This is a genomic window from Stenotrophomonas sp. PS02298 (assembly GCF_029959445.1).
GTDB lineage: Bacteria > Pseudomonadota > Gammaproteobacteria > Xanthomonadales > Xanthomonadaceae > Stenotrophomonas.
In genome coordinates, this window is record NZ_JASCOR010000073.1 from 1 (window position 1) to 21899 (window position 21899).

The following is a 21899-nucleotide window of genomic DNA, read 5'->3' on the forward strand; positions in this document are numbered from 1 at the left end:
ATCTCCGTCCAGCGCGGGCGGCTGAGTGGGATTTGGCTAGGGCTTCTGCTTTGGCTTCTGCTTTGGCTTTGGCTTCTGCTTTGGCTTCTGCTTTGGCTTTGGCTTTGGCTTTGGCTTTGGCTGTCCCTTCTCCCGCCTGCGGGAGAAGGTGCCCGAAGGGCGGATGAGGGGGCTTGTGACTTTACCTAGCTAGAAGCTTCCCCTCACCCCAACTCCTCTCCCGCAAGCGGGAGAGGGGCTTGAGCAAGAGCCAAATCAATACGGGCGCCTTCCGGCGCCCGCATCAGAACATCAACCCTGCAACGCGCTCCAGCGCGCACTGAGCTCTTCCAGTCGCAGATCCGCGGCAGCGCCGGGCGACACGCGCGCCGCCAGGCTGCCTTCGGGGGTACGCCCCTGCCCCGCGGTATCCGATGCCGCCGCTGCTGCCTTATAGGCATCACGGAACGGCACACCCGCCACCGCGGCTTCCACCGCAACGTCGGTCGCATACATGCCCGAATCAATCGCTGCGCGGATGTTGTCATCACGCCAATCCAGATTCGACAGCAAGGCCGGCAGCAGTTCCAGCGCGGCAAGTCCGCGGCCAAAGCCGTGCACGATTGCGCCCTTGGAGTTCTGCAGGTCGCGCTGGTAACCGGATGGCAGCGACAGCAGCTGCTCGATCTCAGTGCGCGCGGCAGCGATGCTGGCATGGGTGGCGCGCATCAACTCGATCACGTCAGGGTTGCGCTTGTTCGGCATGATCGAGCTGCCAGTGGTGTACTGCGCCGGCAACGCGACGAAAGCGAACTCGCCCGTGGTGAACAGCGACAGATCCCAAGCGATACGACGCAGGTCCAGCGTCGCCCCGCCCAGGGCTTCCAATGCGGCCAGTTCGAACTTGCCGCGCGAGAGCTGCGCGTAGATCGGACTGATCTGCATGCGCGAGAAACCCAGCGCCGCCGTGGTGTGCTCGCGGTCAAGCGGCAGGTTAACGCCGTAACCGGCAGCCGTACCCAGCGGATTGGTGTCGATCAGCGCACGGGTGTCGCGGGCACGGATGGCATTGTCGATGAAGGCCTCGGCCCAGCCAGCCCACCACATGCCAGCAGAGGAAACCACGGCGCGCTGGATATGCGTGTAACCCGGCAAGGGCTGCAGCTGTTCGGCAGCGGCGCGGTCCAGCGCGACCTTCGCAACTTCGGTGCTGATCTGCGCAACACGCTCGAGCTTGTCCTTCAGCCACAACCGGGTAGCGACCAGGATCTGGTCGTTGCGGCTGCGGCCGGTGTGGATCTTGCGGCCGGCATCGCCCACGCGCTCGGTCAGGCGCGCTTCGATGGCCGAATGGCAATCCTCGTACTGCTCGTCCAGCACGAAGGCACCACTGCGGAAATCCTCGGCCAGGATCGCCAGCTCACGCTTCAGCGCAGCCAACTCGTCGGCACTGAGGATGCCGATGTGCTGCAGGCCTTCGGCATGCGCGGTGCTGGCCTGGATGTCGTGCAGGAAAAACTCGCGGTCCAGGATGACATCGTCACCGGCCAGGAAGGTCTGGATCTTCGCATCCACCGCAACGCCGGGTTTCTGCCAAAGCAAATTAGTCATGTCGATCTCTCTAAATGCAGCCATGTAGGAGCGGCATAGGCCGCGAAGCTGGCAACCTCCCAGCCACCGCTACCCACCAGAATCAGTACGGAACCGCCATCAGCTCATCCAGCCCCAACGCCCGGTTGAGGTTCTGCAATGCCTGCGTGGCCGCACCCTTGAGCAGGTTGTCGATGGTCGCTACCACCACCACGCGCTTGTTGCCCGGCGCCATGGTGAAGCCACCAATCTGCACGCCGTGCTTGCCGGCAATGCGACTGACCCACGGCGCCTCATCCACCACTTCAACCAGCGGCTCGTTGGCGTAGCGCTGCTGGTACAGCGCCATCACTTCCTCGCGACTGCGCGGCTGCTGCAGCCACAGGTTGACGGTCATGGTGATGCCGCGGAAATGCGGCGCGACATGCGGCATGAACTCGACCGGTACGCCGAGCTGGCCCGACACCTCGCGCTCGTGCACGTGGTTGGTCAGCGCATACGGCATCAGGTTGTCACGCAGCAGTTCGGGGTCGTTCTTGTCCGACGGCGTGGTGCCGGCACCGGACCAACCGGAAACGCCGAAACAGGTCGGTGGACCGGCCAGCTGGCTCAGCAGTGGCGCGATCGCCAGCTGCATCGCGGTGGCGTAGCAGCCCGGGTTGCTGATCCGCTTCTGCCCGGCATAGCGGGCGCGGGTCAATTCCGGCAGACCGTAGTACCAACTGTTGTCAAAACGATAGTCCGCTGACAGATCAACGATCACCGTATCCGGCGCGTCTGCATCCAGCGCGGCCACAAACGGTTCGCCCTTGCCGTTGGGCAATGCCAGCACCACCGCGTCCACACCCTTGGCGGCAACCGCGTCCGGACCAAGGCTTTCGTAGCGCAACTCGCCCTTGTAGTCCTCGTTATGGTCGGCCACGCGCTGCCCATCGAGCTCGCGAGAGGACACGAAGGCCAGCTCGATACGCGGGTGTGCGGCCAGCAGGCGGATCAACTCGGCGCCGGTGTAACCGCGCGCGCCAACAATGCCTACCGAGAATTTCTTGTCAGTCATGAATGCGAATCCAGAAGGAATTGCAGGTGGGCTTTCACCGCCGGCCACTCCGTGTCGATGATGGAGAACACCACGGTATCGCGGCGCGACCCATCGATGTGACGCTTGTGGCTGCGCAGCACGCCATCCTGCTTCGCGCCGAGGCGGGCGATGGCGGTGCGCGAGGCATGGTTGAACCAGCTGGTCTCGAAGCCAACGCTGATGCAACCGAGGGTTTCGAAGGCGTGAAGCAACAACAGCAGCTTGGCTTCGGTATTCAGTCCGCTGCGCTGCACGCGCGGGTGGTACCAGGTGTAGCCGATGTTCAAGCGCGGCACATCGGCCTCCAGCGCGTAGAAGCGGGTGCTGCCAACCACCTCGCCGCTGGCATCGCGAACCACGAACGCCAGCACCCTGCCCTGCGACTGCGCTTCCAACGCAGCAACGACGTAGTGACCGGCGTGCTCGGGGGTCGGCACATTGGTGTACCAGCAGCGCGACAACTCGCCTTCACCCAAGGCGCGCTGCAGCGCCGGCACATGCGCAAGCTGCAACGGCTCCAGGGTCACATGCCGCCCCTTCAGGATGGGCACCTGACCCCAGTGTCCGGCGGCGGCCAGATCCATGTTCATCCCTGCAGGCTCGGCTTGCGCTCGCCGCAGTGCGCGACGTAGCCCTTGATGCTGTCGAAGTCATTGGCGCCGAACCAGAACACCTTCCAGTGATCGAGCTTGTAGCAGCCGTCCGACTCGGAATAGTAGAAATGATTGACTGGATTGCCGTTACGCGAGCGCCAGAACAGCTGCGGGGTTTCCTCCAGCATCACATTCCACACCGCGCGCCCCAGGCCTTCGCCCTGCGCGTCATCGAGCACGGCAAACTTGTCCAGGTACACACCCTCGGCCTCATCGGTCAGCACCACCGCAGTGCGATAGTTCTCGCTGACGTAGGCGCGCAGCAGCTTGGTTTTCTCGAAGTAATCAGGCACCAGGGTGCGGCCGAAGCTCGACTCGATCAGCGACTTCAGGCGTGCGGTGTCCAGCTGGTCCCACGACGTCGCCTTCAGCACCTTTTCACCACGGCGTACCAGCGTGCCGGAACCCTTGTGGGTGAACAGCTCCTTGGCCAGGTCGGCCGGGCGCGTGATCGATACCGAGGACTCTTCCGGCAAACGATCCAGCAGGTCCTTGATCTGCTCGATCTTGACCCGCATGCCGCCGTGGATCCACGGCTGCTGCATCAGTTGGTCGTATTCGGTGGACAGGTTGATCGAATCGATCAGCTTGCCTTCCTCGTCGAGCAGGCCGCCGGTACCGGTCAGGAAGATGATCTTGTACGGCTGCAGTTCCTGCACCAGCTCATTGGCGGCGAAGTCGGCGTTGACGTTGAGGATCTGCCCGCTCGGGGTTTCGCCCAGGCTGGTGATCACCGGGATCGAGCCGGCGCGCAGGCTGGCCTCGATCGGCGCCAGGTTTACCTTCTTCACCTCACCAACCAGGCCGTAGGTATCCACGTCCAGGTACTCCGCCTCGAACACACCACCGGTGATCGAGGTGGCGCGCGCACCGTTCTGCTGCAGCGCTTCGACCAGCTTGAGGTTGGACTGCTGGAACACCTTGCGCACGATCGCCAGTGCCTCGGGCGAGGTCACGCGCAGGCCATCGACGGTCTTCTTCTCGATGCCTGCGGCCGACAGCTCGGCATCCAGCTGCGGACCAGCGCCGTGCAGCACGATCGGGGTCAGGCCGACTTCCTGCAGGAACGACAACGACGAAGTCAGCGCTTCCAGATCGTCGCGCAGCACGGCGCCACCGACCTTCACCACGGCAAAGCGCTTGGCATCAAGCTGCGAGAAGCGCTTGAGGTACTGGCTGATTTCCTTCGCGCTGGCCATGCTCGAAAGCAGGCGGACGATGGTCTGGCGGGTCTGGCGGTGCGGCTGCATGGCTGGGGACATTGCTTGTATCTACATGGCGACCTTGAGGGTCGCGGAAAGGAGCCGGCGGCAAGCCGCCGGGCCACGGGCGGCTCAGGCGCCGCGTTGCAGGATGTGCAGCACCGATTCGGCGTAGCGCTGCAACTGCTCCAGCGTGACGAACTCATCGGCGGTGTGGGCCTGGGCGATATCGCCAGGGCCGTACACCATGGTTGTGTAGCCACCGGCCGAGAACAGCGAAGCCTCGGTCCAGAAATCCACGGCATTGCCGATCGGCAGGCCAAGCTCGTCGGCGATGTCGCGCGCGGCAAGGCGACGTTCCTCGGCGCGGGCGATATCACCGGATGGCAGGCTCGGGCCACGGAAGGTTTCTTCAAAATGCGCGGCCTGCGGCTCGGCGAAGCCGGCAAAGGTGCCGAGCAGCGCGTCGATATCCATCGACGGCAACGGCCGGAAGCCAAAGCGCAGCTCGGCCTCGGGCGCGATCATGTTGGCCTTGATACCGCCTTCGACGCGGCCAATGTTGAAGCGCAGGCCGGTCAGGCCGCCAAAGCGCGCATGCGCCAGCGACTCGACATGCTCCAGCGCCTTGCCGCCCCAACGCATCGCCTGGTGCAAGGCACTGGCGGACGGGTCCTGCTTGCCCGAGGCGTGGCCGGCGCGGCCCTGGAACTTCATCAGCACCGAGCTGATGCCACGGTGCGCGAGTACCGCCTCGCTCATCGTCGGTTCGGCGACGATCACCGCTTCATAGGCGATGCTCCGCGCCAGGAAGGCAGCGATGCACCGCGGATCATTGGCTTCTTCGTCACTGGAGAACAGGAAGGCAGCATCACCATCGGTCAGGTTGGCGGCGGCCACCAGCGCCGCGGCAGCGCCCTTGATGTCGCAGACGCCAAGGCCGACAACACGGTCATCGAGGCGACGCATAACGTGCGGATCAGCCGACCAGTGCGGGGAGTCCGGCACGGTGTCCAGATGCACGTTGAACAGGTATTTCGGCGTGCCACGCACCGCGTAGAAGCTGACCGCACCGGCACCGTGGTCGATCACCTCGACATTGAAGCCCGGCAGGTTGTCGCGCAGGTAATCAAAGATGCCACCGGTGGTGATGGCACGCGGCGGATTGCGGGTGTCGTAGGACACCAGCTTTTCCAGGTGATCTAGGGTGGATTGGAGCAGCTTGGTCATGGTGGGCAGCAGGTCTCACAGCAATGATCGGAGGGCGTCCCTTCTCCCGCTTGCGGGGGAAGGTGCCCGAAGGGCGGATGGGGGGAGCTTTTGATTTGCCGGCTTTGCTTTGAGAGCAATACCAAAAGCAGAAGCAAAAGCTGCCCTCACCCCAACCCCTCTCCCGCATGCGGGAGAGGGGCTTCAAGCGGCGAACGTCGTGCGCTTAGCGATTCACCTGCGCGTACAACGTGGAGCTCATGCCGAACAGCTTGATGAAGCCTTCAGCTTCTTCCACGCCCCAGTCGGCCGACTGCGCATAGGTCGCGCCCTTGGCGTTGAGGATGTGCTCCGAACGCACCGCCACCGCATCAACGCGGCCGCCGCGGGTTTCCAGCACCACTTCGCCGGTTACCTTGGCCTGCGAGGCCTTCAGGAAAGCTTCGATGTCGGTCTTGAGCGGGTCGTGGTAGAAGCCTTCGTACACCAGCTCCACCCACTTGCGTGCGACTTCCGGCTTGAAGCGGTTCTGCTGCTTGGTCAGCACGGTGTCTTCCAGCGCGCGGTGCGCGGCCAGCAGCGAGACCAGGCCCGGGGCTTCGAACACGATGCGGCCCTTCAGGCCGATCACGGTGTCGCCGGTGTACACGCCACGGCCGACGCCGTACTGCGCGAACAGCTTGTTGAGCTTGGCCAGGATCTGCTCACCCGGCAGTTCCTTGCCGTCCAGGGCAACCGCTTCGCCTTCGACGAACTTCAGGGTCACGGTCAGCGGCTCGATCGGCCAGGCGCTGCGCGGTGCGCACCAGCCGCGGGCGCCTTCGCCCGGCGCTTCCCACTTGTCGATCTCGCCGCCGGACATGGTCAGGCCCAGCAGGTTCTCGTTGATGGTGTAGGCCTGCTGCTTGGCGCGCACGCCGAAGCCACGCGCTTCCAGGTACTTCTGCTCGTAGGCGCGGGTCTGGGTGTGTTCCTTCTGGATTTCACGGATCGGCGCGACGATCTGGTAATCGCCCAATGCCTTCACCGCCAGGTCGAAACGCACCTGATCGTTGCCCATGCCGGTGCAGCCGTGGGCGATGATGTTGGTGCCCAGCTCGGCGGCGCGCTTGAGCGCGGCATCGACGATCAGGTAACGGTCGGAGACCAGCAGCGGGTACTGACCCTGGTAGCCTTCGCCTGCCCACACGAACGGCTTGACGAAGCCATTCCAGATGGCCGGGCCGCCATCGACGGTGACGTGGCTGGTGACACCCAGCTCGGCCGCACGCTTTTCGATGAAGTCACGTTCGTCGGCATCCACGCCGCCGGTGTCGGCGAACACGGTGTGCACGTTGTAGCCGCGCTCCTGCAGGTAAGGCACGCAGAAGCTGGTGTCGAGGCCGCCGGAGAAGGCGAGGACGATGTCTTTGCTCATGGGGAAGGAATCTCTGCTGTGGTTTTTGAGCCCCTCCCCCGCCGGGAGAGGGGTTGGGGAGGGGGTTGGCGTATAAGAGGATGCATCTGGAGCGAGGAGCGTTACCCTCACCCCAACCCCTCTCCTTGAGGGAGAGGGGCTAAAGCATTACTTGCCGATCACTGCCGCCATGATCGCCTTCTGTACGTGCAGGCGATTCTCGGCTTCGTTGATTGCAATACATTGCGGCGAATCCATCACGCCGTCGGTGGCCTTGACGTTGCGGCGCAGCGGCAGGCAGTGGCTGAACACGCCATTGTTGGTCAGCGCCATCTTGGCTTCATCGACCATGAAGTGCTTGTACTGGTCGCGGATCGGCTTTTCCGGTTCCCAGTTGCCGAAGAACGGCAGCGCGCCCCAGCTCTTGGCATAGACCACGTCGGCCCCGGCATAGGCACTCTGGATGTCGTGGCTGACCTGCAGCGAACCACCACTTTCGGCCACGTTCTGCTCGGCCCAGCCCATGTAGCGCTCGTCCAGGATGTAGTCCGGGGTCGGGCACAGCAGGGTCACGTCCATGCCCATGCGGGTGGCAATGGTCAGCGCCGAGTTGGCCACGGCGGTGTTCAGCGGCTTGGGATGATAGGTCCAGGTCAGCACGTACTTCTTGCCACGCAGGTCGCTGGTGCCGAAGTGCTCCTGCAGCGCCAGGATGTGCGCCAGCTCCTGGCACGGATGGGTGATGGTCTCCATGTTGATGACCGGCACCGGCGAGTACTTGGCGAAGCTCTTGAGCACCTGGTCCTCGCGGTCCTTGCTCCAGTCCACGAACTTCGGGAAGGCGCGCACGCCGATCAGATCGACGTAACGGCCCAGCACCTTGGCCACTTCGGCAATGTGCTCTTCGGTATCGCCGTCCATCACCGTGCCGAGATTGAACTCGATCGGCCATGCATCCTTGCCCGGCTGCAGCACCACCGCGTGGCCGCCCAGCTGGAACGCACCCAGCTCGAAGCTGGTGCGGGTACGCATGGACGGGTTGAAGAACACCAGGGCGATCGACTTGCCCTTCAGGTCATCACCCAGCTTGTTCTGCTTGAACAACGACGCTTGGGTAAGCAGCGCGTCGAGCTCGGCGCGGCTCCAGTCCTGGGTGTTCAAAAAGTGCTTCAGAGACATCGATCCATCCTTTATTGCGGAGATCCACCGTCGCCGGTGGGCGGATGCGCATGCGCGCGGCTCATTGCGTTTGAAACTTTTGCCGAACCAGAAACGAAAAAACCCAGCCTGGGCTGGGTTTTCCGAACAGACAGCACGAAGCTCCGGTCACCCAGCGAATATGTGGGATTCCGGTCGGCGGGCACGGGACGTCATGCCGGAGGCCATCCGGGCGGTGCTGGATTCGTGCTGGAAGCTGGTGGCTTTCATCGTCGCGCATACTCGCACGCGGGTCAGGCCGGCGCAAGTGTCGCGGTGCAACATCACGGAACGCTGTTCGCAGCCGGCGGCGCCTGGCCGATATCCGGGGTGATCGACACCCGCAGCTTGAGCCGGTTACCGGGGTCTTCCGGCAGCCGAGAGCGGAATTTGATGCCCTTGTAGACGTAATCCACGTCGTAGGCGATGGGCCGGCGGAATTCACGCCCAACCTCGACGATCTTGCACTCCGGGGTCAGCAGCGCGGGAGAACCGCCTGAACCCTGCGGCGCAAGCGCCATCTCCTCTTCCTGGGCCTGCCCTTCGTGCTGGCTGAAAATGCCACGCACCGAGTCCCAGAAGCGGCGGAAACCGCCCTTGTCTTCCTCCCCCTTCACCTGCACCGGCGCCAGCGTCCGGGTCGACACCGGTTCGCAGTGCTCCTCGGTACGACTTGCGCGCAGGGTCTGGAAGACCGGCTCGACATTGAGCACCTGCGCATAGTCGTAGCGCACGTTTTCCATGATCACCACGCGATTGCGCTGCTCCGGTTCCTGCGCGAACGCGGGCACGGCGGCACCAGCCAACAGGCAGATCGTCGACAGCAATGGAGCAGGTTTCATCAAGATATCGGCAGGAACAGGGCGCGGGTGGACGGGTAGTAGTGTAGGCAGCACAGCTGCCCCGGGCCTGAACATTACCCATCCGTACGCGTATTGCCCAGCCCGGGGATGCCCGACCCGGCCCGGACCGCTAGAATTGGCGGGTTCGTTTACCCCCGGATTGCCATGACCCTGCGCCTGCACAACAACCTGACGCGGCAGCTGGAGCCGTTTGCTCCGCTCGACCCCGCCGCCCCCACCCTGTATGTGTGCGGCCCCACGGTCTATAACTATGTACATATCGGCAATGCGCGCGGCCCGGTGGTGTTCGGGGTGCTGGCCGACCTGCTGCGCCGCCGCTACGGCAAGTTGCGCTACGCCCGCAACATCACCGACGTTGACGACAAGATCAACGCCGCGGCCAAGGACCAGGGCGTGCCGATCTCGGCCATCACCGACCGTTTTGCCGCCGCCTACCGCGAAGACATGGCCGCGCTGGGCGTGGTGCCGCCGGACATCGAGCCGGAGGCCACCGCACATATCCCGCAGATCATCGCCATGATCGAGCAGCTGATCAGCACCGATCATGCCTATGCCGCCGAGGGCCATGTACTGTTCTCGGTCGGCAGCTTCGCTGATTACGGCAAGCTCTCACGCCGCGACCCGGAAGAAATGTTGGCCGGCGCCCGTGTCGAAGTGGCCCCATACAAGCGTGATGCCGGCGACTTCGTGCTGTGGAAGCCCTCCAGCGACGACCTGCCGGGCTGGGACTCGCCCTGGGGCCGTGGCCGCCCGGGCTGGCATATCGAGTGCTCGGCGATGGCCTCGGCGCATCTGGGCCCGACCATCGACATCCATGCCGGTGGCGTGGACCTGCAGTTCCCGCACCACGAGAACGAGATCGCACAGAGCGTCTGCGCCCACGGCGGGCAGACCTTCGCCCGCTTCTGGCTGCACAACGGCATGCTCAACTTCGGCGGCACCAAGATGAGCAAGTCGATCGGCAATATCGAGCGCGTGCATGATCTGGTTCGCCAGCACCCGCCGGAAGCGCTGCGCTATGCGCTGCTGTCGGCGCATTACCGGCAGCCGCTGGAGTGGTCCGATGCACTGATCGAGCAGTCGGTGCGCACCTTGGATCGTTTGTACGGCACCTTGCGTGATCTGGCCGATGTCAGTGTTGAAGGCGCGATTCCAGCCGGCGTCGAGGCGGCACTGGACGATGACCTCAACACACCACTGGCGTTGGCTGAAGTGGCGCGTATCGCCAGCGAAGCGCGCAAGGCCGAGTCCGGCGAGGACAAGCTGCGCTTGAAGCGTGAGCTGCTCGGTGCAGGCCTCGCGCTTGGTCTGTTGCAGCAGGCGCCGGCCGAATGGTTTGGGCGAGGCGCTGAAGCGGGCGACGATGCGCGCATCCAGGCGCTGATCGACGAGCGAATTGCCGCCAAGCAGGCACGGGATTTCGCCCGTGCCGATGCCATCCGCGACCAGCTGGCTACGGAGAACATCGTGCTGGAAGACACGCCGCAGGGTGTGCGCTGGAAGCGGGGCTGACGCTTCCTTTCACCGCCCCCTCACCCCAACCCCTCTCCCGGAGGGAGAGGGGCTAAGGCGGAAGCTGCAATTGCACACATGGCGTCCACTCGCGACGTACTGAGCCCCTCTCCCACCGGGAGAGGGGTTGGGGTGAGGGGGACCTCCCGCTACCCCACACCAAGGCCCCTCGCCACCAAGGCGACCGGCCAAGCACAGGACCAATAATGATCAACTCCCCCTTCCCGCTCGAACCCACGCCCGCCGAAGCCCAGGCCGCCATTGCCGAGGAGTTCTCCTTCTTCGGTGACTGGTCCGAGCGCTACCAGTACCTGATCGACCTCGGTCGCAAGCTGCCCGCGCTTCCAGAAGAATGGAAGACCGAAGAAAACCGCCTGCTCGGCTGCCAGTCCATGGTCTGGATCGTGCCCGAAGGCGACGCCGACAAGCTGGTGTTCCATGCGATCAGTGACTCGGCGATTGTCTCGGGCCTGATCTATCTGGCGCTGCGTGTGTACTCGGGCCGCTCGGCCGCTGAGATCCTCGCCACCGATCCGGACTATGTATCTGCCATTGGCCTGGCCAAGCACCTGTCGCCGACCCGCAGCAACGGCCTGGCCGCGATGCTGGCCTTCATCCGCGACACCGCCCAAGCCAAGCAGTGAGCAACACCGGTTCCATCTCCGAGTTGTTGCGCCAGCCCGGCTACACCCAGCTGCTGCTGTACCGCATCGCCGGCATGTTGTCTTACCAGATCGTCGCGGTCACGGTCGGCTGGCACATCTATGAAGTCACCCGCAATCCATTCTCGCTGGGCCTGATCGGCCTGGCAGAGGTGCTGCCCTACTTCTGCGTGGCGCCGTTTGCCGGCTATCTGGTCGATCACCTGCCGCGCCGCAAGCTCGGCATGACCGCCTGTCTGGGCCTGATCGCCACTGCCTTGATGCTGGTCGCAGTCGCCAGCGGCTGGCTACCGGTCAAGGGCGTGTGGCCGATCTACCTGGCCGTCGCACTGACCGGCATGGTCCGCGCCTTCCTGTCGCCGGTCTACAACGCCTTGTTTGCGCGGGTACTGCGTCGTGAGCAGTTCGCGCGTGGTGCCGGTTTCGGCACGGTGGTGTTCCAGATGGGCATGGTCATTGGCCCTGCGCTGGGCGGCGTACTGGTCGCCGTTGGCGGCAAGGGCCTGTCCTATGGCGTGGCGGCGACAATGGCAGTGCTGGCGCTGATTGCACTGGCCTCGCTCAAGGTCAGCGAGCCCGCTCCGCCGCAGACCCGCGCGCCGATCTTCACCAGCATCGCCGAGGGCGCACGTTTCGTGCTGTCCAACCAGATCATGCTTGGCGCAATGGCGCTGGACATGTTCTCGGTGCTGCTCGGCGGCGTGGTGGCGATGCTGCCGGCCTTCATCCAGGACATCCTGCACTACGGCCCGGAAGGACTGGGCATCCTGCGCGCGGCACCGGCACTGGGCTCCATCGCCGTCGGCCTGTGGCTGGCCCGCCATCCCCTGCGGCGCAATGCCGGCCGTGTACTGCTGTTTGCAGTGGCGGGTTTCGGCCTGTGCGTGATTGCCTTCGGCCTGTCCAGGAGCTTCTGGCTGTCGGCGGCGATCCTTGTGTTCTACGGTGCCTGCGACGGCGTGTCGGTGGTGGTGCGCTCGACCATCATGCAGCTGGTCACACCGGATGAAATGCGCGGCCGGGTGTCGTCGATCAACGGCATCTTCATCAGCTCGTCCAATGAGCTGGGCGCGTTCTATGGCGGCAGCATGGCGCGCCTGCTGGGCCTGGTAACGGCAGTGGTGATCGGCGGTTGCGCGGTGCTCGGCGTGGCCGCGGTTACCGCATGGAAAGCGCCGCAGCTGCGCAAACTGGACAACCTGCAGGATCTCTAGCCAGATCGACGCCGGGGCAAGCAGCACGCTTGCCCCGGCGTATCCATCTCAAGCAGAAGCACGCATCAGGGGGCGTAGTCGCTGGCCTGCGCTTTCTCGAAGGCCTGCTGCGCACGGATATCACGCGATGAAGCGCCCACACGTAGGTTGTAGGTGCCCGCGTCCGCTACCCAACGGCCGCGACCAGTGTCGAAAGAGGCAAGATCCCTGCCTTCGATCTCGAACTGCAGCACCTGCGATTGACCGGGCTGCAGCACACCGGTCTTGCCGAAAGCACGCAGCTCCTGGCTTGGTTTCTCAAGCGTTCCCTGCGGCGCACTGACATAAACCTGCGCCACTTCACTGCCTGCCACCTTGCCGGTGTTGGTGACTTTCACGCTGGCCCGCACCGGACCGGTATCACTGGCGTGCACTTTCAGGTCGCTATAACCAAACGTCGTGTAGGACAGGCCGAAACCAAATGGATAGGCCACCTCCACCTTGCGCGTATCAAAGTGACGATAACCCACCCAGATGCCGTCGTCGTATTCCACTTCGGCGGCACGTGAGATCTGCCCGAAGATAGAACCCGCATTCGGATCCGGGCCCAGCAACTCCTTGCCAGGGAAGCCTTTGCTGGCCGGATAGTCACCCAGCTGCATCGCAAACGTATCGACAAGCTTGCCGGAGGGGTTCACCGCGCCGGACAGCACGTCGGCAATCGCATTCCCAGCCTCCTGCCCTGGTTGCCAGGCCAGCAGGATGGCATCGGCGAAGCGGCTCCAACTGGCCGTCTCGATCACGCCACCGATGTTGAGCACCACCACCAGCTTCTTTCCCTGCGCACGGAAAGCCTTTGAAGTTCGCTCCAGCAGTGCGTATTCGGCTGCGGTCAAATTGAAATCACCCTCCGCCTTGCGATCAACGAACTCGCCCGAGCCACGGCCGATGGTCACCACTGCCACATCCTGCTGCCGCGCCAGGCTCTGCAACTCGTCATCACTCACAACCCGCTCTGCGATACGCGGCTTGCTCAGGTACCACTCGGTCTTCGGAAGCTTGGGGACCTCTTCGTCGATATAGCGTGTGTAGGCCTGTTCCAGCCCGCCCGCATTGCTGAAACCCGCGCTCTCCAATCCACGGGCCAGGGTAACGGCATATGCCTCGTTGACGTCGCCACTTCCGGTTCCACCGATATTCACTTCGTAGCTGCCATGACCCAGCAACGCGACGCTGGCGTTGGCAGGCAGCGGCAGCGCGGCCGCCTGGTTCTTGAGCAGGACCATGCCTTGGGTCGCTGCGCTACGCGAGATCCGTGCGTTACCGGACAGGTCGGGTTGGTCCGAATGCGGCAACTGCCTGTAGGCACGACTGCGCAGCGCCAGCTCCAGCACACGCTGCACATTGCGATCCAGCACCGCCTCATCCAGTGAACCGCTGCCCACCGCCGCCAGGATGGCCGCACGCTGCTTGCCGGTGCCGGGCATCAGCAGCTCGTTGCCGGCCTGCATCTGCGCGACCGCATCCGTCCCGCCGAACCAATCGGTCATCACTACGCCCTGGTAACCCCATTGGGCACGCAACACATCGGTCAGCAGCCAGTTGCTCTCCGAGGTGTAGCTGCCATTGAGCTTGTTGTAGCTGGACATCACCGTCCACGGCTGACCTTTGTGCAGGGAGATCTCGAAGCCCTTCAAGTAGATCTCCCGCAACGCCCGCTCATCCACCTTTGCATTGATGGTGTTGCGGTTCCACTCGTGGTTGTTGACCGCGAAGTGCTTCACCGATGCCCCGACACCACGCGCCTGCAACCCATTGACCAACGCAGACGCCATCTCGCCGCTGACCACCGGATCTTCGGAGTAGTACTCGAAATTGCGCCCGCCCAACGGAAAACGATGGATGTTCTGCGCCGGCGTCAGCATCACATCGATGCCATAGGCAGCAGCTTCATCTCCGATAGCAGCACCCACCTTGCGTACAAGCGCCAAGTCCCAGGAACTGGCCAGCGCGCTGCCGATCGGGAACGCAGTGGCATGGAAGGTTCGGCCAGGGGCATCCTTGCGGGTAGGCTCGATACGTACCCCCGCCGGGCCATCGGCCAGCACCAGCGAAGGAATGCCCAATCGCGGCACCGCCACGGTCGCGCCCGCCGCACCGGCCACCTTGTCTTCAATCGCACCCACTACCGGTGCCTGCATGTCCTCAGGCAGGCCGGGGAGGCTCATCCCCTGGCCGGTCACCAGTTCTATCTTTTCCTGCAGGGTCATTGCCGCCATCACCTGCGCCAACGGTGCCTTGCCCAATTGTGGAAGCTCCTTGGCCTGCACCGGGTCCATCGCCAAGGCCGTCATGGCGATGCTGATCAACAGTGGTTTGAAATCACGCTTTTTCTGCATTGTTGCCATTTCACGTGCTCCGGTTCTCACCCGGCGCTTCGCGCCAGGTGCTGCGTTTGGAAGTAACGCGCCCACAAGCCTGCAGCGCGCGATCATTGAGCTGAAACCACGGACAACACTCCGACGCCAGCGCCACCTGTTGCGGCACGAAGGTCGATCCAGCGAGGCTGGCCACACATGACTCAGAACGAGAACGTCAACTGGCTCTGCAGATTCACTGCATCCGGATGCTGGCTGGTGACCACCGGGTTGCGCGTATAGCTCAGGGTATTGACCCAGTAGATGCCACGGAATGCACGCAAGGCATACGAAACCGATCCCGTGGAACTGAAGCGCACCGGATCCATGCCTGCGGCACCAAGGTAGCGTCGCGCGTCATCGCTCACCTCGGTACGGGTGTAGCCAAACGACACCATGTCGCCCGGACGCGTTGCAAAGGGCGCCAGGCTGTAGAGCGTCAGCGCGTAGTCGGAGCTGAAGATATTGTGCTCGGCCGGCGCATGATTCGCTTTCACGTTGACGTACCAACCACGGTAGGGAAGCGACGTGTCCGGCTGGGTGAATTGATGGTCGGCCACCAGGTAGAACCCACGATTGGTGCCCTTGCGCTCCGGGTTGCGGTAGTCGGTGTAAAGCGTGCGGTTGTAGATCGTTCCCTGGCGGATCCATGTCATCCGGGTATTCGCAGTGGACGCAACCCGATAGCCGATCTCATTGACGTAGATCGGCTTGGTGCCTTCCACGCTCCACTTCAGTCCGCTGGGATTGGCCTTGCTGTCGACAAGGAAGCCATCGGGACTTTGTGAGCGCGCGACACCAAAGTGGTCATAGAAGCGGCCGCTCTTCGAGTACAGGCGGATATCCATGCCGGGCGCGGGCTTGAATCCCGCCATGCCAACCAGGTTGGGAATGATGCTGGTCGGGCCAAGCGCGGAAGATGCCGTACTTGCCCCCAGGAACAGACCAACAAACTGGCCTAGCATGCCGTAGTAGCCATATTGGATCCGCACGCGACCGTCAGCGAACTCCTGCTGCACCGAGAGCTGCGCTACCGCTGCATCATCATTCAGGCCCGCATCGCGATACACGGTGCGCCAACTGTTGGCTTCAAAGGTCAGTTGGGATCGTTTGCCCCACCAGCCCAGCCGCGACAGGTCATAGGTAGTGATGGTCGACAAGGTGCTGCCGAAGCTCGGCCGCTGCCCGTTGTACGTCTGCGGGCGAGCCTCCTGGCCACGCAGGTCATAGGTTTCGGTGGCACTGTAGAAACCCATGAACATCCACCCGTTCTCATACAGTTTCGGCCGCAGACCCAATAGATCAGGTGACAGCGTCTCACAGGTGGTGATGATGGGCGCCTCCGAGCCGCGGCTGACGAAGGTGTCGTAGTCGCGACAGCTCGGTGTCGAGGCCGATGCTGGTGCTGGTGCTGGTGCTGCCAACGAATCGTCCTGGCGCTCGCTTGAAGACAGTTCGTCCAGCGATCGTGCAACTGCAGAACCCGTATCGGGCTGCGCATGGGCCATCGAGGCGCCCAGTCCAAGGAGGACCGCCAACATCACTTTGCCGAGGATGCTGCCGCTCCCGTTACAACAGTACGTGCTCATTGCTTCTCTCCCAGATTGATGAAGAGCGGCCCGTGCCAAAACCTCGACCGCCTGCGCGAACACAACAGCTCGACATGCACTGGGTTGAGGCACACGTCCAACCCAGGCACTGCGACGTCGGCCTCTCGGCGCGCCTCCCATCAGGCGGGGCCAGTCAGATTGCTGCCGTCGCGTTTCCTGCGATGGCGGGAACCAGCTGCGTGCAAGCCCCTCCGGGATGTTGTTGCGGCGATACGATTCATGACCGTTGCGCCGACGCCGCGGCAGTAAACCTACTAGCTAGTAGGTTTGTCAAAAACTGTGACGTGGGTACAGATCCAGCGTGTATGGCGCCCACGGACGCCGGGGATACACTGCGCACTCACCCGACGCGGGATTGGACTTTGCCCACTTCAACGCAAACCTCGTCCGTCAGCCGCACACGCCGACGCTCCCCCAAGGGCGACAGGCGACGTCAACAGATTCTGGACGCGGCAATGCGCGTGTTCGCCCGCGATGGCTACAGCAATGCCTCCATTGCCGAGGTCGCAAGCAATGTCGGCCTCACCCTGCCCGGCCTGTTGCATTACTTCCCCAGCAAGACCGACATGCTGTTGGCGGTTCTGGAGGTCCGCGATCAACGCAGCCCCCGCCTGCCTGACTGTCCGCAGGACTACACGCTTGAAGACGCTGCCGCAGGCCCACCGCTTCCGTGGTCGCAGGTGGTGGATCAACTGCGCCTGGTCAATCGCGCCAATGCCGAGATACCCGGCGTAATCCGGGCTTTTTCGCTGCTCAACGCCGAAAGTCTCGGCGAGGACCACCCTGCACAGGAATGGTTTCACCAGCGCTCCGGACTGATGCTCCAATACATCGCGCACAGCCTGCGCCATGGTCAGGAGTCCGGAGAGATAAACCCCGCGATTGATCCGGACCAGATCGCAGCAGAACTGATCGCGATGATGGATGGTTTGCAATTGCTATGGCTGCGCCATCCCGACAAGGTCGAGCTCGGCAGCTACTTTGAGAGCTATCTACAACGCCTGCAGCAGGCCGTGCAGATCACCTGAACACCCAAGCTGCAAACATTGTCTTCAGAGCACCGCATGCCACTCGGCATACAAGCCCTGCCTACCTTCCTGCAGCAAACGCTGAAGACCAGAACCAGGCGCCTGCGGCCCCGATGCCAGCCGCCGTGCAGATTGCTGCCGTGGACAAGCCAAACACCGCCCCGTCTTCGTTCAAACCGCGCCGAACGGGCGTCAGCCATCGGCAATAGTGGCCCGCGCCAGCGCGCAACAGCACGGTGCATGAAATCTTCTCTTGTGGACCTGCAGCACTCCAGAAAAGAAAAACCCCGCCGTAGCGGGGTTTTCGTGCGGCAATGACTCTACGCCAGGATCAATCGCCCTGCTGCTTCTGCAGGTGCTCCCAACGCTCCTGCGCATCAATCGTGCGCTCGGCGGTGAGACGGGCTTCCAGCCGATCCAGACCGATGTCCTCGCCGGTATCGACGCAGAAGCCGTAATCGCCGGCTTCCAGACGCTTCAGCGTGCTGTCGATCTTGCCGATCAGCTTGCGGTAGCGGTCGCGGGTACGCAGTTCCAGCGAATTTTCCGTTTCACGGGTTGCACGCTCGGCTTCATCGCCGATGTCACGCACTTCCTCGCGCAGGTTCTCGATGGTCTGCTTCGATTCCTCGACCAGGTCCGCACGCCAGTTGAGCAGGCGCTGGCGGAAGTACTCCTGCTGCAGCGTGCTCATGTACTCCTCATCTGCAGACGGCTTGTAGCCAGCCGGCAGGATCGGACGGCCAGTGGCCTCGTCGACGTTGTATTCGACAACCTTGTACTTGCTGCGCGGCGCCGGAGCAGTCGAACGCGCGGTTACAGCGACTGCAACCTTGCCCACGGGACGGACGGCAACAGGTGCGGTGGATTTGACGGGAGTTTTGACGTTGGATTTCGAAACAGGCACGGGATTCTTGGATTGCGGGGCCTTGGCCGCTGGAGCCGGCTTGGCAGCAACCGGCGCAGGTGCCGGAGCTGGGGCCGTCTTGGCGACTTCGACCGGGACAGACTTGGCCGCCGCCGGCTTTGCAGCAGGCTTCGGTACGGACTTGACCACGGGTTTGACAGCAGTCTTGAGCGGTTTGGCAGCCACTGGTTCGGCCACCTTCTTGACTACGGGTTTGGCAACGGGCTTGGTGGCCTTGGCAACCGGCGCAGCTGCTTTCTTGGCAACTGGCGCGGCAACCGGCTTGGTCACCTTCTTGACCGCCGCCTTCTTGGCAGGGGCCGCCTTTTTAGCGACTGCCGTCTTAACCGCAGCCTTCTTGGCGACGGGTTTGCTGGCAGGTGCTGCTGGCTTGACCGGCGTTTTCTTTGCAACCGCCTTGGTGGCGGGTGCTTTCTTCGCGGCCGGCTTGGCAGCCTTGGCGACCGGCTTGCTTGCAACCGGCTTCGACACCGCCTTCTTGACTACAGGTTTGGCGGTTTTCTTGGCGACCTTGACGGCCTTTTTTGCAGGTTTTTTAGCAGCCACGAAACGCTCTTCCTTGTTTCCCCCGGGGCCCGGGAAAGCGGGCCTTTATAGCCTACCCGACCAGCAGCAGCAACCGCGCCGGGCACCGTATGTGAACGGATGCCCGACCCGTGCAGTCCAGGTCCGGTGGCGTCACCGGACCGTTTCGCGCAGTTCGGAACGTAACCAGGCGCGCCATCGCCCCTGGCTGGCAGCGGAAAGCACGTAGTCTTTACCGGCGCCATCCCGCATCCTGCGACAAATCCTGCTCGCTTGCCAAGTGGCTTATCATTCGACCGTGATCGGCCGACTCCTCATTGCCGTACTGCGCTCCTACAAGCGCTTCATCAGCCCCCTGCTCGGGCCGCGCTGCCGTTTCTATCCCAGCTGCTCGGAATACTCCATGGACGCGATCCGTATACACGGTCCGCTACGGGGGTGTTGGCTTACCCTGCGCCGACTGGGGCGCTGCCATCCGTTCCACCCGGGCGGACTGGATCCGGTCCCGGAGCGCGCCGATTCCCCCTCTTGCCGCTGCACAGGAAAACACTGACATGTCCTCCACGCTCATCCGTAACGCCCGCATGGTCAACGAAGGTCGTACCTTCGACGGCGACCTGCGCATCGAGAACGACCGTATCGCGCAGATCGGCAGCAGCCTGACCCCGCGCGACGGCGAGCAGGTGGTGGACGCGGCTGGCCGTTGGCTGCTGCCGGGAATGATCGATGACCAGGTGCACTTCCGCGAACCTGGCCTGACCCACAAGGGCGACATCGCCAGCGAGTCGGCTGCCGCGGTGGCCGGCGGCCTGACCAGCTTCATGGACATGCCCAACACCAACCCGCCGACCCTGGACTCGACCATCCTCGAAGCCAAGTACGAGCTGGCCAAGGGCCGCGCCTGGGCCAATTACGGCTTCTACCACGGTGCCAGCAACGACAATCTGGAAGCGATCCGCGTACTCGACCCGAAGAAGGCACCCGGCGTGAAGGTGTTCATGGGCGCCTCGACCGGCAACATGCTGGTCGACAACCCGGAAACCCTGGACGCGATCTTCCGCGAATGCCCGACCCCGATCATCACGCACTGCGAAGACACGCCGATGATCGACGCCAACATGAAGGCGTTCCAGGAAAAATACGGTGACGCGCTGACCCCGGACATGCACCCGGACATCCGTTCGCGTGAGGCCTGCATCAAGTCCACCCGGCTGGCGATGTCGCTGGCGAAGAAGCACGGCACCCGCCTGCACGTGCTGCACATCTCCACTGCCGATGAATTGGCGCTGTTCGAGAAGGGCCCGCTGATCCGGGCCGACGGCAGCCGCAAGCAGATCACCGCCGAAACCTGCGTGCACTTCCTGCATTTCGCGCGCCCGGACTATGCCACCAAGGGCAACCTGATCAAGTGCAACCCGGCGATCAAGGAAGTGTCCGACCGCGAGGCGATCACCGCCGCCCTGGCCGATGACGTGCTCGACGTACTGGCCACCGACCATGCCCCGCACACCTGGGAAGAGAAGCAGAAGCCCTATGCGCAGGCGCCGTCCGGCCTGCCGCTGGTGCAGTACGCGCTGGTTGCCGCGCTGGAGCGCGTGCACGAAGGCAAACTGAGCCGCGAACAGGTGGTGCAGAAGTTCGCCCACGCCCCGGCGCAGCTGTTCGACGTCGAAGAACGTGGCTTCCTGCGCGAGGGTTACTTCGCCGACCTGGTGCTGGTCGAGGACGTGCCGTTCACGGTCAAGCGTGAGGACGTGCTGTCCAAGTGCGGCTGGTCGCCGTTCGAGGGCACCACCTTCCGCTCGCGCATCGCTTCCACCTGGGTCAATGGCCAGCAGGTATGGGACGGCAGCAAGCTGGTGGGCGCACCGGCCGGCCAGCGCATGACCTACGACCGTTGATGCGTTCGGTCCTGATGATGGGTGCGCTGCTGCTGGCAGCGCCCCTGCTCACCGCCCTACCCGCGCAGGCCCAGGATGGCATCGGCAACCTGCTCGACAATCGGGTTGTTTTCCCTGCCAGTGCCTCGCAGGGCGCAATGGTGATCGGCAAGGTGCCCGCCGGCAGCACGGTCCGCTACGCGGGCCGCGAGCTGCGGGTCAGTGGCTACGGCAGCGTGGTGTTCGGTATCGGCCGCGATGAGAAAGGTCCGCTGCAGGTACAGGTGCAGCGCCCGGATGGCGGCAGCGAAACCATTTCAATTGCAGTCACTGCGCGCGACTGGCCGGTGGAACGGGTCAACGGCGTACCGCCAAAGACGGTGAATCCGCCGCCGGCAATCGCCGAACGCATTGCCCGTGAGCAGGCGCAGGTGACCGAATCGCGCAAGCGCGACGACAACCGCACCGACTTCACCCAGACCTTCATCTGGCCGGTACAGGGCCGCATCAGCGGCCGCTTCGGCAATGCCCGCGTCTACAACGGACAGCCGGGCAGCGGCCATTCGGGCATGGATATCGCCGTGCCCACGGGTACGCCGGTGAAGGCGCCGGCAGCCGGCGTGGTGACATTTGTGGGCCCGGACCTGTACCTGACTGGCGGCACGTTGGTGCTGGACCACGGCTTCGGCATCAGCTCCAACTTCCTGCACCTGTCGCGGATAGACGTGAAGGTCGGCGACAGGATCGAACAAGGGCAGAACATCGCCGCAGTGGGCGCAACCGGCCGTGCGACCGGCCCCCACCTGCATTGGGGCATGAACTGGTTCGACACCCGCATCGACCCGCTGCTGGTGCTCGAACGCGGCAAATAGAGCAAAGCGACTGTAGTGCCGAGCCATGCTCGGCAGAGGCTTCACCTGTAGTGCCGAGCCATGCTCGGCTGAAGCTCTACCGGTAAGGCCTCTGCCGAGCATGGC

Annotated in this window: 18 protein-coding genes; 7 read left to right on the forward strand and 11 right to left on the reverse strand. The window is 63.6% G+C overall.

The features are described from left to right. Positions 1 to 291: 291 nt before the first annotated feature. The 8 genes from argH to QMX78_RS12090 all read right to left on the reverse strand — a co-directional run bounded on the left by argH (position 292) and on the right by QMX78_RS12090 (position 9146). Entirely contained in the window at positions 292 to 1590 is a 1299-nt protein-coding gene (gene argH, locus QMX78_RS12055) for an argininosuccinate lyase (protein ID WP_282269806.1), read from the reverse strand. 82 nt (positions 1591 to 1672) lie between these two features. Beyond that, on the reverse strand, positions 1673 to 2626 hold the full coding sequence (gene argC, locus QMX78_RS12060) for an N-acetyl-gamma-glutamyl-phosphate reductase (protein ID WP_282269808.1): 954 nt from the start codon (positions 2624 to 2626) through the stop codon (positions 1673 to 1675). Further along, positions 2623 to 3237: a GNAT family N-acetyltransferase gene (locus QMX78_RS12065; RefSeq protein ID WP_282269810.1), complete on the reverse strand. Its 615-nt coding sequence runs from the start codon at positions 3235 to 3237 to the stop codon at positions 2623 to 2625. Before QMX78_RS12065 ends, argC begins: the two co-directional genes overlap by 4 nt. After that, complete coding sequence (locus QMX78_RS12070; RefSeq protein WP_282269811.1) at positions 3234 to 4562, reverse strand: acetylglutamate kinase; 1329 nt, start codon at positions 4560 to 4562, stop codon at positions 3234 to 3236. Before QMX78_RS12070 ends, QMX78_RS12065 begins: the two co-directional genes overlap by 4 nt. A gap of 72 nt (positions 4563 to 4634) precedes the next feature. Beyond that, a complete protein-coding gene (locus QMX78_RS12075) occupies positions 4635 to 5732 on the reverse strand; it encodes an acetylornithine deacetylase (protein WP_282269813.1) in 1098 nt (365 codons plus the stop codon). 205 nt (positions 5733 to 5937) lie between these two features. Next, on the reverse strand, positions 5938 to 7128 hold the full coding sequence (locus QMX78_RS12080) for an argininosuccinate synthase (protein WP_282269815.1): 1191 nt from the start codon (positions 7126 to 7128) through the stop codon (positions 5938 to 5940). A gap of 147 nt (positions 7129 to 7275) precedes the next feature. After that, the gene (locus QMX78_RS12085) at positions 7276 to 8286 is read right to left on the reverse strand and encodes an N-acetylornithine carbamoyltransferase (protein WP_282269817.1); all 1011 of its coding nucleotides are present in this window, start codon (positions 8284 to 8286) and stop codon (positions 7276 to 7278) included. Between the two features lie 302 nt (positions 8287 to 8588). Further along, the gene (locus QMX78_RS12090) at positions 8589 to 9146 is read right to left on the reverse strand and encodes a hypothetical protein (RefSeq protein WP_282269819.1); all 558 of its coding nucleotides are present in this window, start codon (positions 9144 to 9146) and stop codon (positions 8589 to 8591) included. Positions 9147 to 9311: 165 nt separating this feature from the next. Between QMX78_RS12090 and cysS the strand changes: the two genes are divergently transcribed. The 3 genes from cysS (at position 9312) to QMX78_RS12105 (ending at position 12555) form a co-directional block, all read left to right on the forward strand. Continuing rightward, positions 9312 to 10679 (forward strand): cysteine--tRNA ligase, encoded by a 1368-nt coding sequence (gene cysS / locus QMX78_RS12095; RefSeq protein WP_282269821.1) that lies wholly within the window; start codon positions 9312 to 9314, stop codon positions 10677 to 10679. 206 nt (positions 10680 to 10885) lie between these two features. Further along, positions 10886 to 11323: a SufE family protein gene (locus QMX78_RS12100; protein ID WP_282269823.1), complete on the forward strand. Its 438-nt coding sequence runs from the start codon at positions 10886 to 10888 to the stop codon at positions 11321 to 11323. Then, entirely contained in the window at positions 11320 to 12555 is a 1236-nt protein-coding gene (locus tag QMX78_RS12105) for an MFS transporter (RefSeq protein ID WP_282269824.1), read from the forward strand. Before QMX78_RS12100 ends, QMX78_RS12105 begins: the two co-directional genes overlap by 4 nt. Before the next feature lie 65 nt (positions 12556 to 12620). On the opposite strand, the gene QMX78_RS12110 is transcribed toward QMX78_RS12105, so the two are convergent. Then, positions 12621 to 14942, reverse strand: a complete 2322-nt coding sequence (locus QMX78_RS12110) for a glycoside hydrolase family 3 C-terminal domain-containing protein (protein WP_282269826.1) — start codon at positions 14940 to 14942, stop codon at positions 12621 to 12623. Positions 14943 to 15115: 173 nt separating this feature from the next. Next, positions 15116 to 16492 carry a carbohydrate porin gene (locus QMX78_RS12115; protein ID WP_282269828.1) on the reverse strand — a complete coding sequence of 459 codons (1377 nt, stop codon included), beginning with the start codon at positions 16490 to 16492 and terminating at the stop codon, positions 15116 to 15118. Between the two features lie 374 nt (positions 16493 to 16866). Here QMX78_RS12115 and QMX78_RS12120 point away from each other — a divergent pair, with 374 nt between their 5' ends. Next, positions 16867 to 17589, forward strand: a complete 723-nt coding sequence (locus QMX78_RS12120; protein WP_282269830.1) for a TetR/AcrR family transcriptional regulator — start codon at positions 16867 to 16869, stop codon at positions 17587 to 17589. Positions 17590 to 17920: 331 nt separating this feature from the next. Here QMX78_RS12120 and dksA read toward each other — a convergent pair whose 3' ends face one another. Continuing rightward, complete coding sequence (gene dksA / locus QMX78_RS12125; protein ID WP_282269831.1) at positions 17921 to 19063, reverse strand: RNA polymerase-binding protein DksA; 1143 nt, start codon at positions 19061 to 19063, stop codon at positions 17921 to 17923. Between the two features lie 259 nt (positions 19064 to 19322). Between dksA and yidD the strand changes: the two genes are divergently transcribed. The 3 genes from yidD to QMX78_RS12140 are packed head-to-tail and all read left to right on the forward strand — an operon-like array spanning position 19323 to position 21794. Next, positions 19323 to 19595, forward strand: coding sequence for a membrane protein insertion efficiency factor YidD (yidD, locus tag QMX78_RS12130; protein ID WP_282269833.1), 273 nt, complete (start codon positions 19323 to 19325; stop codon positions 19593 to 19595). Position 19596: 1 nt separating this feature from the next. Next, a complete protein-coding gene (locus tag QMX78_RS12135) occupies positions 19597 to 20943 on the forward strand; it encodes a dihydroorotase (protein ID WP_282269835.1) in 1347 nt (448 codons plus the stop codon). Then, positions 20943 to 21794, forward strand: coding sequence for a peptidoglycan DD-metalloendopeptidase family protein (locus QMX78_RS12140; protein WP_282269837.1), 852 nt, complete (start codon positions 20943 to 20945; stop codon positions 21792 to 21794). The genes QMX78_RS12135 and QMX78_RS12140 overlap by 1 nt, the downstream gene beginning before the upstream one ends. The last annotated feature ends 105 nt before the right edge of the window (positions 21795 to 21899 follow it).